This window comes from Phenylobacterium sp. SCN 70-31, from assembly GCF_001724605.1.
Taxonomy (GTDB): domain Bacteria; phylum Pseudomonadota; class Alphaproteobacteria; order Caulobacterales; family Caulobacteraceae; genus Phenylobacterium.
Genome location: NZ_MEEX01000008.1, coordinates 46,401 through 59,642 on the forward strand (window position 1 = coordinate 46,401; position 13,242 = coordinate 59,642).

At 71.4% G+C, this 13,242-nt stretch carries 15 protein-coding genes; 6 read left to right on the top strand and 9 right to left on the bottom strand.

Going from position 1 to position 13,242, the window contains the following annotated elements; translation table 11 throughout:
• Window positions 1-59: 59 nt before the first annotated feature.
• A complete protein-coding gene (locus ABS78_RS08290) occupies window positions 60-1,037 on the top strand; it encodes an XdhC family protein (protein WP_363082906.1) in 978 nt (325 codons plus the stop codon).
• A 148-nt stretch (window positions 1,038-1,185) separates the two neighbouring features.
• Here ABS78_RS08290 and glp read toward each other — a convergent pair whose 3' ends face one another.
• Together glp and ABS78_RS08300 are read right to left on the bottom strand one after the other, a co-directional pair.
• On the bottom strand, window positions 1,186-2,376 hold the full coding sequence (gene glp / locus ABS78_RS08295) for a gephyrin-like molybdotransferase Glp (protein ID WP_293376961.1): 1,191 nt from the start codon (window positions 2,374-2,376) through the stop codon (window positions 1,186-1,188).
• 43 nt (window positions 2,377-2,419) lie between these two features.
• Window positions 2,420-3,295, bottom strand: a complete 876-nt coding sequence (locus ABS78_RS08300) for a dienelactone hydrolase family protein (protein WP_293376964.1) — start codon at window positions 3,293-3,295, stop codon at window positions 2,420-2,422.
• A gap of 174 nt (window positions 3,296-3,469) precedes the next feature.
• Between ABS78_RS08300 and ABS78_RS08305 the strand changes: the two genes are divergently transcribed.
• Window positions 3,470-4,234: a hypothetical protein gene (locus tag ABS78_RS08305; protein ID WP_293376967.1), complete on the top strand. Its 765-nt coding sequence runs from the start codon at window positions 3,470-3,472 to the stop codon at window positions 4,232-4,234.
• Window positions 4,235-4,249: 15 nt separating this feature from the next.
• Here ABS78_RS08305 and ABS78_RS08310 read toward each other — a convergent pair whose 3' ends face one another.
• From ABS78_RS08310 to ABS78_RS08325, 4 genes are all read right to left on the bottom strand, one after another.
• Window positions 4,250-5,197, bottom strand: a complete 948-nt coding sequence (locus ABS78_RS08310; protein ID WP_293376970.1) for a cyclase family protein — start codon at window positions 5,195-5,197, stop codon at window positions 4,250-4,252.
• A gap of 151 nt (window positions 5,198-5,348) precedes the next feature.
• Window positions 5,349-5,831, bottom strand: coding sequence for a hypothetical protein (locus ABS78_RS08315; RefSeq protein ID WP_293376973.1), 483 nt, complete (start codon window positions 5,829-5,831; stop codon window positions 5,349-5,351).
• Between the two features lie 72 nt (window positions 5,832-5,903).
• Window positions 5,904-6,578: a lysoplasmalogenase gene (locus ABS78_RS08320; protein ID WP_293376976.1), complete on the bottom strand. Its 675-nt coding sequence runs from the start codon at window positions 6,576-6,578 to the stop codon at window positions 5,904-5,906.
• Window positions 6,575-7,237 carry a nitroreductase gene (locus tag ABS78_RS08325; RefSeq protein WP_293376979.1) on the bottom strand — a complete coding sequence of 221 codons (663 nt, stop codon included), beginning with the start codon at window positions 7,235-7,237 and terminating at the stop codon, window positions 6,575-6,577. Before ABS78_RS08325 ends, ABS78_RS08320 begins: the two co-directional genes overlap by 4 nt.
• A 107-nt stretch (window positions 7,238-7,344) precedes the next feature.
• Here ABS78_RS08325 and mtgA point away from each other — a divergent pair, with 107 nt between their 5' ends.
• The 3 genes from mtgA (at window position 7,345) to ABS78_RS08340 (ending at window position 8,793) form a co-directional block, all read left to right on the top strand.
• The gene (gene mtgA, locus ABS78_RS08330; protein WP_293377168.1) at window positions 7,345-8,025 is read left to right on the top strand and encodes a monofunctional biosynthetic peptidoglycan transglycosylase; all 681 of its coding nucleotides are present in this window, start codon (window positions 7,345-7,347) and stop codon (window positions 8,023-8,025) included.
• A 104-nt stretch (window positions 8,026-8,129) separates the two neighbouring features.
• Window positions 8,130-8,282 (top strand): hypothetical protein, encoded by a 153-nt coding sequence (locus tag ABS78_RS08335; protein ID WP_293376982.1) that lies wholly within the window; start codon window positions 8,130-8,132, stop codon window positions 8,280-8,282.
• Window positions 8,283-8,364: 82 nt separating this feature from the next.
• Window positions 8,365-8,793: a CBS domain-containing protein gene (locus ABS78_RS08340; RefSeq protein WP_293376985.1), complete on the top strand. Its 429-nt coding sequence runs from the start codon at window positions 8,365-8,367 to the stop codon at window positions 8,791-8,793.
• On the opposite strand, the gene ABS78_RS08345 is transcribed toward ABS78_RS08340, so the two are convergent.
• A complete protein-coding gene (locus tag ABS78_RS08345; RefSeq protein WP_293376988.1) occupies window positions 8,762-9,172 on the bottom strand; it encodes a hypothetical protein in 411 nt (136 codons plus the stop codon). The two genes, ABS78_RS08340 and ABS78_RS08345, sit on opposite strands and share 32 nt — an antisense overlap.
• Window positions 9,173-9,293: 121 nt before the next feature.
• Here ABS78_RS08345 and ald point away from each other — a divergent pair, with 121 nt between their 5' ends.
• Window positions 9,294-10,418 (top strand): alanine dehydrogenase, encoded by a 1,125-nt coding sequence (gene ald / locus ABS78_RS08350; protein WP_293376991.1) that lies wholly within the window; start codon window positions 9,294-9,296, stop codon window positions 10,416-10,418.
• Between the two features lie 128 nt (window positions 10,419-10,546).
• Here the strand turns inward: ald and ABS78_RS08355 are convergent, their stop codons facing one another.
• Window positions 10,547-12,205, bottom strand: coding sequence for an MFS transporter (locus ABS78_RS08355; RefSeq protein ID WP_293376994.1), 1,659 nt, complete (start codon window positions 12,203-12,205; stop codon window positions 10,547-10,549).
• A 143-nt stretch (window positions 12,206-12,348) separates the two neighbouring features.
• Window positions 12,349-13,143: a PEPxxWA-CTERM sorting domain-containing protein gene (locus tag ABS78_RS08360; RefSeq protein WP_293376997.1), complete on the bottom strand. Its 795-nt coding sequence runs from the start codon at window positions 13,141-13,143 to the stop codon at window positions 12,349-12,351.
• Between the last annotated feature and the right edge of the window lie 99 nt (window positions 13,144-13,242).

A 13,242-nucleotide genomic window follows, 5' to 3' on the forward strand; every position in this document is an offset into this window, starting at 1 on the left:
CGAGCGGCCATTTTGACGCAGGGATGACTAAGAACCCGTATCCCACCGATGATTAACGCGTGATTGACTCTGTTCCCGATCTTCCCGAATGGCCGATGTTCGGCCTGGCCGAGGACGTGCGCCCGGCGATGGCCGCCGCACGCGCGGCGGGTCAGGCGTTCGTCCTGGGCACGCTGGTCGCCGTGGGCGGCGGTGGGCCGCGGCCCGAGGGAACCCAGATGGTCTTCGCGCCCGGGCTCGTCGCCGGCTACTTCTCGGGCGGCTGCGTCGAGGGCGACGTGGCGGGTCACGCCCGCGCGTGCCTGGCCGACGGCCGGCCGCGGACCCTGGTCTATGGCGAGGGCAGCCCCTGGCCCGACATCCGGCTGCTGTGCGGCGCGCGCATCGAGATCGTGCTGGAGCGGATCGCGGCCGACGATCCCGCCCTGGACGCGCTGCTGGACGCCTGGACCGCGCGGCGGCCGGTCGTCTACGCCAGCGACGGGACGCGGCGGATCTGCGCCCCCGGAGCGCCGGTGTTCGCGGGGGCCGTCGCGGTTCGCGCCTACGAGCCGACCCCACGGCTGGTGATCGTGGGCGGCGACCCCACGGCGCTGGCCATCGCCGAACTGGGCGCCCGCTCGGGCTTCGAGACCACCCTGGTGCGGCCGAAGGGTCCCTCGGCGCCGCCGCCGGTGACCGGCGTCGCCTACCGCCGCGACGAGCCGGGCGAGGCCCTGGCGGCCATCGGCCTGGACCCCTGGACCTATGTGGCGGTGGCCACCCACGACCTGGACACCGACCGCGCGGCGCTGAAGGCCGCCCTGCCCTCGGAGGCCGGCTATGTCGGCCTGCTCGGCGCGCGGCGGCGGCTGGCGGGCCGGCTGGCCGAGCTGGAGCTGGACGGAACGCCGGCCGCGGCCATCGCCCGGCTGCGCGCGCCCATCGGCCTGGACATCGGTGGCAAGGCGCCGTTCGAGGTGGCCGTCTCGGTGATCGGCGAGATCACCGCCCTGCGCCATGCCGGCGCGCTCACGGCGACAGCGCAGGCGTCGTAATCCGCGAGCGCGGTCGGGGAGCCTGGTGGGGAAGCGTCAGCGCCCCGTCCTCCAAGGTCCACGGATACGCACGGATCGACACAGATGGCGCGCGATCCTCATCCGCGTGCGCCCGTGGACAAGAGATCTTCGTTTTCGGCTGGCGAGACTACGCGCGGGCCAGCGGCAGGACATCCACGAGGTCACCGGCCCCGGCCGCTGGCGCGCCGGCCGGGCGGACCAGCAGGGCGTCGGCGGCCGCGAAGACGCCGACCAGCGAGGAATCCTGATCGCGATAGGGCCGGGCGGTGAGGCCGGCGTCGGCATGGCCGAGCCGCGCGCGCATCCAGTGCTCGCGCGGGCCGTTGGCCGGCAGCGGCGCCTCCAGCCGCGCGCGCCGCATGGGCAGGACGGGATCGGCGCCCTGGTGCGCCGCGATCAGCGGGCGAAGGAACAGTTCGGCGCAGACCATCGCCGAGGCGGGGTTGCCGGGCAGGCCCAGCAGTCGCCGCCCGTCGGCCAGGACGCCGAAGAAGGTGGGCTTGCCGGGTCGGACCGCCACGCTGGCGACGCGGAGCCGGAGGCCCAGCGCTTCGGCCGCGCCGCGCACGAGGTCGTGGTCGCCCACCGAGGCGCCCCCCACCGTCACCACCAGGTCGCCCTCGGCGTCGCGCAGGGCGGCCACGGTGGCGTCGAAGTCGTCGCGCACCGGCCGGGCGCGACGAACCTCGGCCCCCCAGCCTTCGGCCAGGGCGGCCAGCGCGCGGGAGCCGGAGTCATAGATCTGGAACGGCCCGGGGATCGCCGGCGCCTCGACGATCTCCTCGCCCGTCGAGAACAGGGCGATCCGCGGCCGCCGGGCCACCGAAAGCGCGGCCCGCCCAGCGGCGGCGGCCAGAGACAGCCGCCAGGGATCGACGCCCGCACCGGACCGCAGCAGCACTTCGCCAGCCCGGAAGTCACCGCCGGCGGGGCGGACGTGATGGCCGGCGGATGTCTGGGGCACGGCCACGACACCGTCGGCGGCCGTGGCGTCCTCCTGGATCACCACCGCGTCGCAGCCGGCGGGGACCGGGGCGCCGGTGAAGATCCGGACGGCCTGTCCCGGCGACACGACGCCGCCGTAGGCGTGGCCAGCGGCGCTTTCGCCCACGATCGCGAGACGACCGGGCGTGTCGGCCGCCCGCACGGCCCAGCCGTCCATCGCCGAGGCCGGGAACGGCGGCTGATCGCGCCCAGCGGCGACGTCCTCGGCCAGCACCCGTCCCACGGCCGCTTCGATCGGCACGGTTTCGGCCCCGAGGGCGGCGACCTCGGCCAGCATCCGCGTGCGGGCGTCTTCGACGGAGAGGAGCTTCATGGATGCCCTATAGCGGTCCTGCCGCCGCCGGCGAACCGCGACGCTAGCCCAGACGGGCCTTGTAGAGCGCGAGCAGCTCGGCCCAGGCCTTCTCGGCGGCCGCCTCGTCGTAGACGGGGCTCCCCTTGACGCACCAGCCGTGGGCCGCGCCGGCATAGACCTCGACCGTGGCCGGCCGACTAGCGGCGGCGAAGGCGGCGCGGAGCCGGTCCTTCTCCTGCGGGCGCTGCTTGTCGTCGTTGTCGGCGGTGGCGACCAGATAGGCCGCCTTGGTCTTCGGGATCAGGAGGTGCGGGCTGTCTGGCGCGTCCGACACCAGGACGCTCGCATGGAAGGTCGCCGCAGCGCCCACCCGGTCCGGCCGCACGGCGGCGGTCCGCAGGGTGAACGGCCCGCCCATGCAGTAGCCCTGGACGCCGACCTTCTTCGCCGTGTCGGTCTGGGGCTGGGCGTCCAGGAAGTCGATGTAGGCGGCCGCGTCCATGTCGACCTTGTCGTTGGTCAGGGCGGCGCGCAGCGGCGCGATCTTCGCCCGGTCCTCCTGGCTCGCGAAGTTGAAGGCGCCCTCGAACACCGGCGCCGTCTTCGAGCGATAGTAGAAGTTGGGGACCAGGACGACGTAGCCCGCCGAGGCCAGCCGGCGCCCCATCTCCCGGAACACCGGCCTCAGGGAGAGGAAGTCGCACCAGATCAGCACCGCCGGCCACCGGCCCTTGCCGGCCGGATGGAACAGGGCCGCATCGGCCAGGCCGTCGGGCGTCCTGATCCGGACGTCGGTCTCGACGACCCCCTCGATCACGGCGGGGGCCCCCAGAGCGGGGCTGGCCAGCCCGCCGGCGGCGGCGGCCGACAGGAGGCCGAATGTCCGCCGCGAGACGGTGGGATCATGGATCAGGCCTTCGTGGATGTCGTCGCACATGATCTGGGGCCTTTCGCTGTTCCGGCGCGAGATCGGGGTCCGGCCGGCTCGAGGGTCGGGCGGGATGTTGCGTCGGTATTTGCGGGAACACCAGTTCGGCGAGGGCCGGAACGGCGTATGAAGCGGGTCGGGCCGCCACAGCGGCGCCGGGCGAGAGAAACGCGGGGAGGGGCGATGGAGCCGGATCGCGGCGCGAGAGCCGAACGCCTCGCCCCCTATTTCGAGGCCCAGCTTCGCCTCGCGCATCGCATGGCGGAGCTGACCGGGATGGGCCTGGGCGAAGCGGCGCGCGCGCACACCAACCTCCACCGCCGGCTCGGACTGGGCGTGCCGCTGCACTTTCCGCCATCCCCGGAATGGCGGGCCTACGCGCAGGCGCTCGAAGCCGCCCGCGGCCTCGAGGCTCAGTTGGCGCTCACCTGCGACGCCTTCCGCACGGCGCGCGAGGAGACGACCCCCCTGCCGGGGCAGGAACGGTTCGGCTGCTTCGCGTTCGAGCCGCCGAACGACACCGGCGCCGTGAAGATCCATTTCTACAACCGCGACACCGACGCTGCGGGCGGCCCCTTGGCCACGGCCAAGATCGCGCGCCGGCGCGGCGACCTGGCCGCCATGGTGCGCCGGATCGTCGAGGCGCATCCCGCGGCGACCCACATCGTCGGCCGCTCGTGGCTGTACAACCTGGAAGCCTACCGGCGGCTGTTCCCGCCGGAATACGCCGCCTCTCGCGCCCCGGCTCCGGGGCCCCTCCACCTCAGCGGCACGTCGAGCTGGGGCCAGCTCATCGACAGCCGCGAGGCCATCCGGTCCGAGGTCCGCGACGCCTTCGTCGCCAACCTGGCCACCCTGGACCCCGAGCGCCCGTGGACCGCATTTCCTCAGCGCGTGCTGGCCGTGAAGGCCCCGCTGGAGGCCTTCACACGCTTCTACGGGACGTGACCCAGGGTCCCGGCCTCAGCGGATCGCCACCGGATTGATCACGATCTGGACCGTCCCCTCGAACCGCGGCTGGCCCAGGACGAACAGGAATTCGGTGACGCCGTCGGCCGCCAGGGCGTTGGTGTCGATGGTCTCCAGCACGTGCACGCCCTTCTTGGCCAGCAGGGTCTGGTGGACGATGAAGGGGCGGTCGGGGTTCTCGAACGGGATCGCCTCCAGGGCGACGGTGTCGGCGCCGATGGCCACGACGCCCTGGTCGGCCAGCCAGATCGCGCCTTCCTCGCCCAGGCCCGGCTCGGTCGAGCGGAAGACGTCGCGGTCGCTCTCGGCCTTGGCCGCCATCCAGCCGGTGTGGAAGAGGACGACGTCGCCCTTGCCCACCGTCACCTTCTGGGCGCGCATGGCCGCCTCGATCTCGGCGCGGTTGAACGCCTGGCCGGCGACCAGCGGCTTTCCGAAGTGCTTGACCATGTCGATCAGGACGCCGCGCGTGACGATGGGCGGCACCCGGGCGAGGTCGAGGGCGAAGCCCTTGTCGGTGTTCACCTGCGAGGCGTGAACGCCATTGTAGTAGCGGTGGTCGATGCCCAGGTGGCCCAGACCGTCCATCTGGCTGCCGATGCCCATGCTGGTGACGACGCGCTCGTCGTACGCCGTGACCTTGTTCGCGCCGACCGGCGGGGCCAGGGGAGCGGTCGGGCCGGGGATCCGTTCGACGGAATACGTCCGCTCGCCATAGGCCGGAGTGGAGACCCCGGTGGGGACTCCCAGGGCGTACACCTTGCCCGTGGTGACCAGGGCGGCGGCGCGCTTCACGCCCTCGGGCGACAGGTTGTTGACCGCCCCCAGGGTGTCGGCCGGGCCGTACTTCGAGGGGTACCAGGTCTCGTGGGCCATCGCCCCGCCGCCGGTCAGCGCGGCCGCCAGAACCGTTCCCGCCGCGATCCATCCCGTTCGGCCCATCACGCCGCCTCCCTCGCCGTTGTTCGTTGTGGACGCCAGGGTGTCATGATCGCCCGTCGGGCGACAAGGCGGCGGCGCGGCGCCTTCCGAATTCCAGGGCCAAGAGCCAAAGACAGGAGAGAGGGCCGCCGCTCGCGCGGGAGGATCGGACCTAGGCCTGCGTATCGGGCTGCGGCGCGGCGGGGGCGGTCTCGGTGAGGGGGCGGCCGCCGATGGGGCGGGGGACGCGACGGTCCAGGGCGCGGATCTCGGCGAAGGTCAGATGCGGATGGGTGCGCGCCAGCTCCCGCAGGCGGGTGACCCAGATCGGCGCATAGGCCACGGCCACCCCCACCGCGTCGCCCGCGAAATCGCTCCACGACGCCTGACGGCCCAGAGCGGCCTGGGCCAGCTCGCTCATCGCCCCCAGCAGGACCGCGACGACGGCCACTTCGCCGGCGCGCGAACGCGGCAGGGCGGTGAGCATCGCCAGGGTGACGCCATAGAACAGCAGCGCATGCGCCACGTGGTCGGGGAACGGCAGGCCGAGGTCGCCGTAGCGGAACGGGCCGGTGAGCGCGATCACCGCCGCCACGCCGCCCACCGCGCCGCCCGCGCGCAGGCCTTGCATCATTCGGTGGGGCGTGAGGCGCATGGAATCCGGGGCGGCGGGGAGGAACGGCCCCACCCTGCCCGAACGTCGTGAAAGCCCGTTGAAGAGGCGTGGTTAGCGGGAGGTGACCGTGCGGCGGGACAGGCCCCGCACGCCCCCGACCGCGATGAGCGCCTGGCCGCCGAAGTAGAGCCCCCAGACCGCCAGACCCATCGGCAGGATGTCGAGCGCCGGCCGGCCGGTGCGCAGGAAGATCAGCAGGTCCGAGACCACGAACATCAGGGCGCCGGCGGCGACCAGGGCGCGCGGCAGGCGGCTGAGCCATGCGGCGGCGGCCATCGCCGACAGGCCGAAGGCGTAGAGCGCCACGCCGGGCGCAAGCCCGCGGTCGGGCGGCAGAAGGAAGGAGACGAGCGTGGTGAGCGCCACGATGGCCCCGGCGACGATCCAGTCCGCGCGGGCGAGGGCCGGCCGCCGATTGCGCGTGTATAGGGCGATGGCGACCACATGCCCCGCCAGGAAGGCGAAGGCGCCGACGATCAGGCCATGCGTCGCCAGCAGCACGTCGCCCAGGGCGCCGAAGGCCAGGACCGCCGCCAGCATCCAGCCATCGCGGTTGCGCGCCTCGAGGCCCGCCCAGACCGCCAGCAGGGACACGCCAGCCCCCTTCCATGCCACCCCGACCGCGTCGGGCACGTCCGGCGACCACAGGCCGGCGGCGATCGCCACCGGGGCCAGGCCGTAGGTGATCCCGGCCGCGAGGGCGGCGAGGAGGACGATACGGCTCATTCCCAGCCCTTCAGGTCGCACCAGACGTCGAGCGGATCGCGGGTGGAGCGCCAGCCGTTGATGGGGTGGTCGGGATCGCGATAGCCCAGCGCCAGGCCGGAGAAGACCATATGATCCTCGGGCAGGCCGGTCGCCCGGGCCACCGACAGCGGGTATCGGGCCCAGAACTCCTGGGCGCAGGTGTCGAGGCCCCGCTCGACGGCCAGCAGCATCACCGTCTGCATGTACATGCCCAGGTCCGACCACTGGGGCGGGCCCAGCTTGCGGTCCAGGCAGAAGAAGATCCCCACCGGCGCGCCGAAGAACTGGGCGTTGCGCGCGAACCACCGCAGGCGGGCGGCCTTGTCCTCGCGCGGGACGCCGATGGAGGCGTAGAGTTGCTCCCCGTTCTCGAACCGGCGGGTGCGAAAGGGGTCCCATAGATCGGGCGGATAGACGGCGTATTCCATGGGTTCGCCGGCGGGGTTCTGCGCCACGCCGGCCTTGAACGCCTCGAGCGGGGCGCCGGTGAGGGCGTAGACGCGCCAGGGCTGGAGGTTGCCGCCGGACGGCGCGCGGGCGGCCCGCTCCAGGATCTCGGCCACCACGGCCCTGGGCACCGGGTCGGGCTTGTAGGCGCGCACCGAGATGCGATGTTCGACGGCGTCGGAAACGTTCATGGGAAGCCTGTTGACCTTGGCCTTGCGAATCTCGGCTAGCATCTCAACGCTAGGTGAAGGCAAGCCACGTGGGCAAACGCGGTAAATCGGGCGGGATCGCAGGCGCATTGGGCGCGGCGCTGAAGATCGTCGTGATCGCCGGCCTCGTCGTCTTCTTCATCGGCCCGGCGATCGCGGTCGCGGTCTATCGGTTCGTCCCACCGCCCGTCACCATCCTGATGATCCAGCGGGTCTTCGAGGGCCACGGGCTGGACCGCCGCTGGGTCGGCCTGGACGACATCTCGCCCAACCTGGTGCGCGCGGTGATCGCCGCCGAGGACGCCCGGTTCTGCGAGCACATGGGCTTCGACGTCGAGGCCATCGAGAAAGCCATGGCGGCCAATGCGTCGGGCAAGCGGCTGCGCGGCGGCTCCACCATCAGCCAACAGACCGCCAAGAACGTGTTCCTGTGGCCGCAGCGGGACTGGGTGCGCAAGGGCCTGGAGACCTGGTTCACCGGCCTGATCGAGATCGGCTGGGGCAAGCGGCGGATCATGGAGGTGTACCTCAACACGATCGAGTTCGGACCCGGCGTCTACGGGGCCGAAGCCGCGGCCCGGAAGAACTTCGGCGTTCCGGCCAGCCAGCTCACCCCCACACAGGCGGCGCGGCTGGCGGCGATCCTGCCCAAGCCGCTGGGCTGGCGGGCGGCCAAGCCCGGACCCTATGTGCAGCGCCGCGCGGGCGCCATCAACCGCAACGCCCGCGTGGTCCGGAACGAGGGCCTGACCGCCTGCGTCCTAAAGTAAGGGGCGTCCTCAAGTAACGGGCGCCACGAATATTTTGTCCGGAAGTCATCGATCATTAGGCCTGGACGGGCAGAATGCCGGGACTGGAATTCGGAAACGCTCCCATGTCGCGAGCTGGCCACCTGTCGAGATCCGGCCCGAGGGCCGCGCCGAAACTCGGCCTCGTCGCGCTCGCGGCGCTGGCCGCCGTGGTCCTCGCGCCCCGACCGGGCGGCGCCGACATCCCCACGCCGCCGGCGTTCGAGAACGCCCGGTAGACCTCAGGCAAACACCCGCCGACGGAACGCTGGACACGGGGATCGCGTTTTCCTGCACCCAACCGGTTGCAGAGGCATCTCCATGAAAGTCGCCGACGTCATGACCGCCCAGGTGGTCACCGCCACGCCCCGCTCCACCATCGCCGAGGTGGCGCGCACCATGGCTCAGATCGAGACCGGCGCCGTGCCAGTAACCGACGACGGCAAGGTGGTGGGCCTGATCACCGACCGCGACATCGTCCTGCGGGCGGTGGCCGAGGGCCTGCCGCTCAGCACGCCGGTCTCCGAGGTGATGACCGAAGACGTCGAGACCTGCCGCGAGGACGACAGCGTCGCCGACGCCGCGGGTAAGATGGGCGGGAAGCAGATCCGCCGGCTGGTGGTGCTGAACGACGGCGGCCGCCTGGCCGGGATCCTGTCGCTGGGCGATGTGGCCCAGGAGTACGGCGCCAAGCAGGTGGGCCGGACGCTCGAGGAGATCAGCGAGAGTCCGGCGGCGGCTCAGTCGTGAAGGCGGAGCAGGCTCGTGGACCCGCGCCATGGCGAAAGCCCCATGCCATCTGCTGGCGACAAATGAGGATTCGATCACCCACGCGACAGAAGGTTCCCGGATAGAGGTTCACACGCACCTCCCGGTCGCCGACATGCGATATGGCGAACGCCCTGGTCCCATACTCGGACGGAAGGGTGCCCAGCCGCAGAACCGAACCGTAGACCTCGGTCGTCGGGCCGACCGGCGTCGCTTCCCACAGAATGGCCATCAATATCGCGGCAAGAAGGAGGATGGCGAGCAGGAGCCTGCCGCCATGCGATTCCGACTCCGGCAGAGCGGCCCGTCGAAATTCCCGCGCGACCTGGATGTCGCGACGACTTGGACCCATCTTCTTCATCGGCTGGAGACCTTAGGTCCATTCCGACAGCGTCGCCATTCGACCCTTCGCCCGTTGATCCTGGAATGAGCGCCCCTCAAGCTCCTGCTTCAAGGAATAATCCGCCTCGAAAGGTCACCTTATGCGTGTCGGCGTGCCGAGAGAGATCAAGCCGGACGAATATCGTGTCGGGCTGACGCCCACGGCGGTGCGCGAGTATGTGGGCCATGGGCACGAGGTGTTCGTGGAGACGGGGGCCGGCGTCGGGGCGGGCTACGGCGACGACCTCTATGCCCGCGCCGGGGCGAGTCTGCTGCCCGACGCCGCGACGGTGTTCGACGCGGCGCGGCTGATCGTGAAGGTCAAGGAGCCGCAGGCGCTGGAGTGGGCGCGGCTGACGAACGACCACATCCTCTTCACCTATCTGCACCTGGCGCCCGATCGGGCGCAGGCCGAAGGGCTGCTGGCGAGCGGCTGCGCCGCGATCGCCTACGAGACCGTGACCGACGCCGACGGCGGCCTGCCGCTGCTCGCGCCCATGTCCGAGGTGGCCGGGCGGCTCGCGGTGCTCTCGGCCGGCGAGACCCTGCTGAAGCACAACGGCGGCATGGGCCTGCTGATCTGCGGCGTGCCCGGATCGCCGCCGGCCCGGGTGCTGGTTCTGGGCGGCGGCGTGGTGGGCATGAACGCGGCGCGGATGGCCGCCGGCCTGGGCGCCGAGGTGGTGGTGGTCGAGCGCTCGATCCCGCGGATGCGCGAGCTGGACGACATGTTCCAGGGCCGCGTCGTCACCCGCTATTCCACCCGCGACGCGGTGGACGAGGAGATCCTGAAGGCCGACGTGGTGATCGGCGCGGTGCTGACCGCGGGCGCCTCGGCGCCCAAGCTGGTGACGGCGGCGCACCTGCCCCGGATGAAGCCCGGCTCGGTGCTGGTGGACGTGTCCATCGACCAGGGCGGCTGTTTCGAGACCAGCCGGCCGACGACGCACAAGGACCCCACCTACGAGGTGGACGGCGTCGTCCACTACTGCGTCGCCAACATGCCGGGGGCCGCGCCGCGCACCTCGTCCGAGGCCCTGGTGCACGCCACCCTGCCGTTCGGCCTGCAGCTTGCGGACCGGGGCCTGGACGCCCTGAAGGCCGATATCCACCTGGCCCGGGGCCTGAACGTGCTGGCCGGCGAGATCACCCATCCGGCCGTCGCCGAGGCCCTCGGCAAGCCGTTCAGCGACCCCTTCGGCGCCTGGGAGACCCCTGAAGGCTAGGAGCTGTCAGGGACTTGTCGTGGCCTTTAGACATGCGCGGTGGTTGCGGCGCCGTTCCTGCTCCTCCGCAGGGAGAGGAGGGTGAGGCGACAATACCCTATTCTCACCCTTCGAGGCCCCAACAGCCTCTAGGTGTCCAGCCGCTTGCCCCGGGTCTCGGGCAGCAGCAGCAGGCAGACGACCACCGAGATCGCCGTGAAGGCGAAGGGATACCAGAGGCCCGAATAGAGCTGGCCGGTCGCGGTCACGATGGCGAACGCCGTGAACGGCACGAAGCCGCCCACCCAGCCGGTGCCGATGTGATAGGGCAACGACAGCGCCGTGTAGCGCACCTTGGTCGGGAACAGCTCCACCAGGCAGGCCGCGATGGGCCCGTAAAGCGCCGTGGCCGCGATCGTGAAGACCAGCAGCACGCCGAACGCCCCCAGCAGGTTCATGCGCTCGGGGTCCGCCTTTTCAGGATAGCCGGCGCTGGTGAGGGCCGCCTTGATCCGCGCCTCGACGCTGGCCTTCACGGCCTTGGACGCTTCCGGGGCGAGACCCGCGGCGCTGGCCGAGGGGATGGTCTGTTCGCCGACCCGGACCAACGCCGCCTGGCCGGGCGCGCCGGCCTGGTTGGTGTAGGAGATGCCGGCGTTGGCCAGGGTGGACTTGGCGATGTCGCATGACGACAGGAAGCTGCCGCGCCCCACGGGATCGAACTGAAGCTTGCAGTCGGCCGGATCGGCGATGACCACCACCGGCGTCCGCGCCTCGGCCTCGGCCAGGGCCGGGTTCAGCGTCTGGGCGAGCAGGTGGAAGCCCGGGAAGTAGGCCACCAGCATGAGGGTCATGCCGAACAGCATCACCGTCTTGCGGCCCACGCGATCCGACAGCCAGCCGAAGAACACGTAGAGGAACGCGCTGGCGGCCACCGCGGCCAGCATCAGCAGGTTGATCGTCTCGGGCGGCGCGCGAAGGAACCGCTCCATGAAGGTCTGGACGTAGAAGAACGCCGTGTACCAGACCGCCCCCTGGGCGAACATGATGGCCACCAGGGCGATCAGCACCAGCCTGAGGTTCGGCCATTCGCCGAAGGCTTCCTTGAACGGCGCCTTGCTCTGCTTGCCCTCGGCCTTCAGCCGCTCGAACTCGGGGCTCTCGGACAGCTTGAGGCGCATCCAGACCGAGATGGCCAGCAGCACGCCCGAGAACAGGAACGGAATGCGCCAGCCCCAGGCCTCGAACGCCTCGGGTCCGACGGCCAGGCGCGAGAGGAGGATGACGATCAGGGCGCCGAACAGGCCGAAGGCCGCGGAACTCTGGATCCAGCTCGTGGCGAAGCCGCGGCGGTTCGACGGCGCGTGTTCGGCCACATAGATCGCGGCGCCGCCATACTCGCCGCCGAGCGCGAACCCCTGAAGGATGCGCATGAGGATCAGCAGGATCGGCCCGATCAGTCCGGCCTGGGTGTAGGAAGGCAGGAGGCCGATGGCCAGCGTGGCGCCGCCCATCAGCAGCACCGTGGCCAGGAACGCCCCCTTGCGGCCGGCCTGGTCGCCGATCCGGCCGAAGACCAGGGCGCCGAGCGGACGGAACAGGAAGCCCGCTCCGAACAGCGCCAGGGCGGCCGCAAGGGCCGCCGTTTCGGGGAGCCCCGTGAAGAACGTCCGGGAGATGACGCCGGTCAGGCTTCCGAAGACGAAGAAGTCGTACCACTCGAAGGTCGTGCCGGCCGACGAAGCGGCGACCACGGTCTTGAGCGAAGCCGGCTTTTCGCCCGGCTGCCCGGCTTCGGCATCCGCCATACGGTGTGTTCCCTTCCCCAGAACGCGATCCCCAGAACGCGTTGTTCAGCCTGATCTATGGGCTGGCGGCCGGGTTGAGAAGCCTCCTTGGCGGCGCGGGGCCGGGCGTGAGCCCGCGAGGGGCCCAGCCCTCAGGCGAATGCTCAGGCGACGGGCAGCGCGCGACGCCGCCGCCGCAGGACCGAGCCGGTCCCGAAGAAACCGCCGATCATCAGGCCCCAGGTCGCCGGTTCCGGCACGGCCGCCGCGCCGATCACGCCGCCGACCGAGGCGCGGAAATCGCGCAGCTGGCGCGTAGAGCCCGAGCCGGTGATGGCCGCCACCTGGTTCAGACCCGTGAAGGCCAGGGCCAGGTCGCCGTCGAACAGGCGGTTCGCCGGAATGACGTCGGACGCCAGGGTCACCGTGCCGCCCGTCAGGGCGAAGGAGTCGGCGAGGCCGCCCGACGTGCCGCCCACCGACAGCCATCCGTGGGTGAACGTGCCGCTGAGCAGGATTCCCCCCGTGCCGATCGTGTTCCCGTACGCGGTGATGGGAGTCAGCCCCGTGTACTTGAACTGGAACGATCCGTTCAGGTCGCTCTGGCGGATCGGCGCCCCGGCCGTGAGCTGGGAGGCGCCGCCGCTGGGGGCGCTCGCGTCGAACAGCAGCTGGGCGGTGAGGCCGTAGAGTCCGGCGTCGTTCAGGTTGAACAGGACGTCGATCCACTGGGCGGTGGCGCCCGCATAGGCCGATGCGGTGGGATTTACCGCCAGACTGCTGTTGGAGATCAGCCGGCCGGCGTTGGCGCCCGAGCCGTCCCAGGCGAATGTCTTACCGCCGCCCACCTGATTGAAGCTGGCCACCTGGACCAGCGTCGCGGCTTCGGCGCCCGAAGCGGCGGCGGAGACGCCGCCGGCCACGAGAGCGGCCGTAAAGGCCAAAGTCGAGAAACGCACCATCACAAATCCCTCTGTCCGCGGTCACAGACCGCCTTCGCCGACCTTGCCGGCCCGCGTCCGGCCAGGCGTGGCCAGGGCGACGGGGCGGAGGGTGGG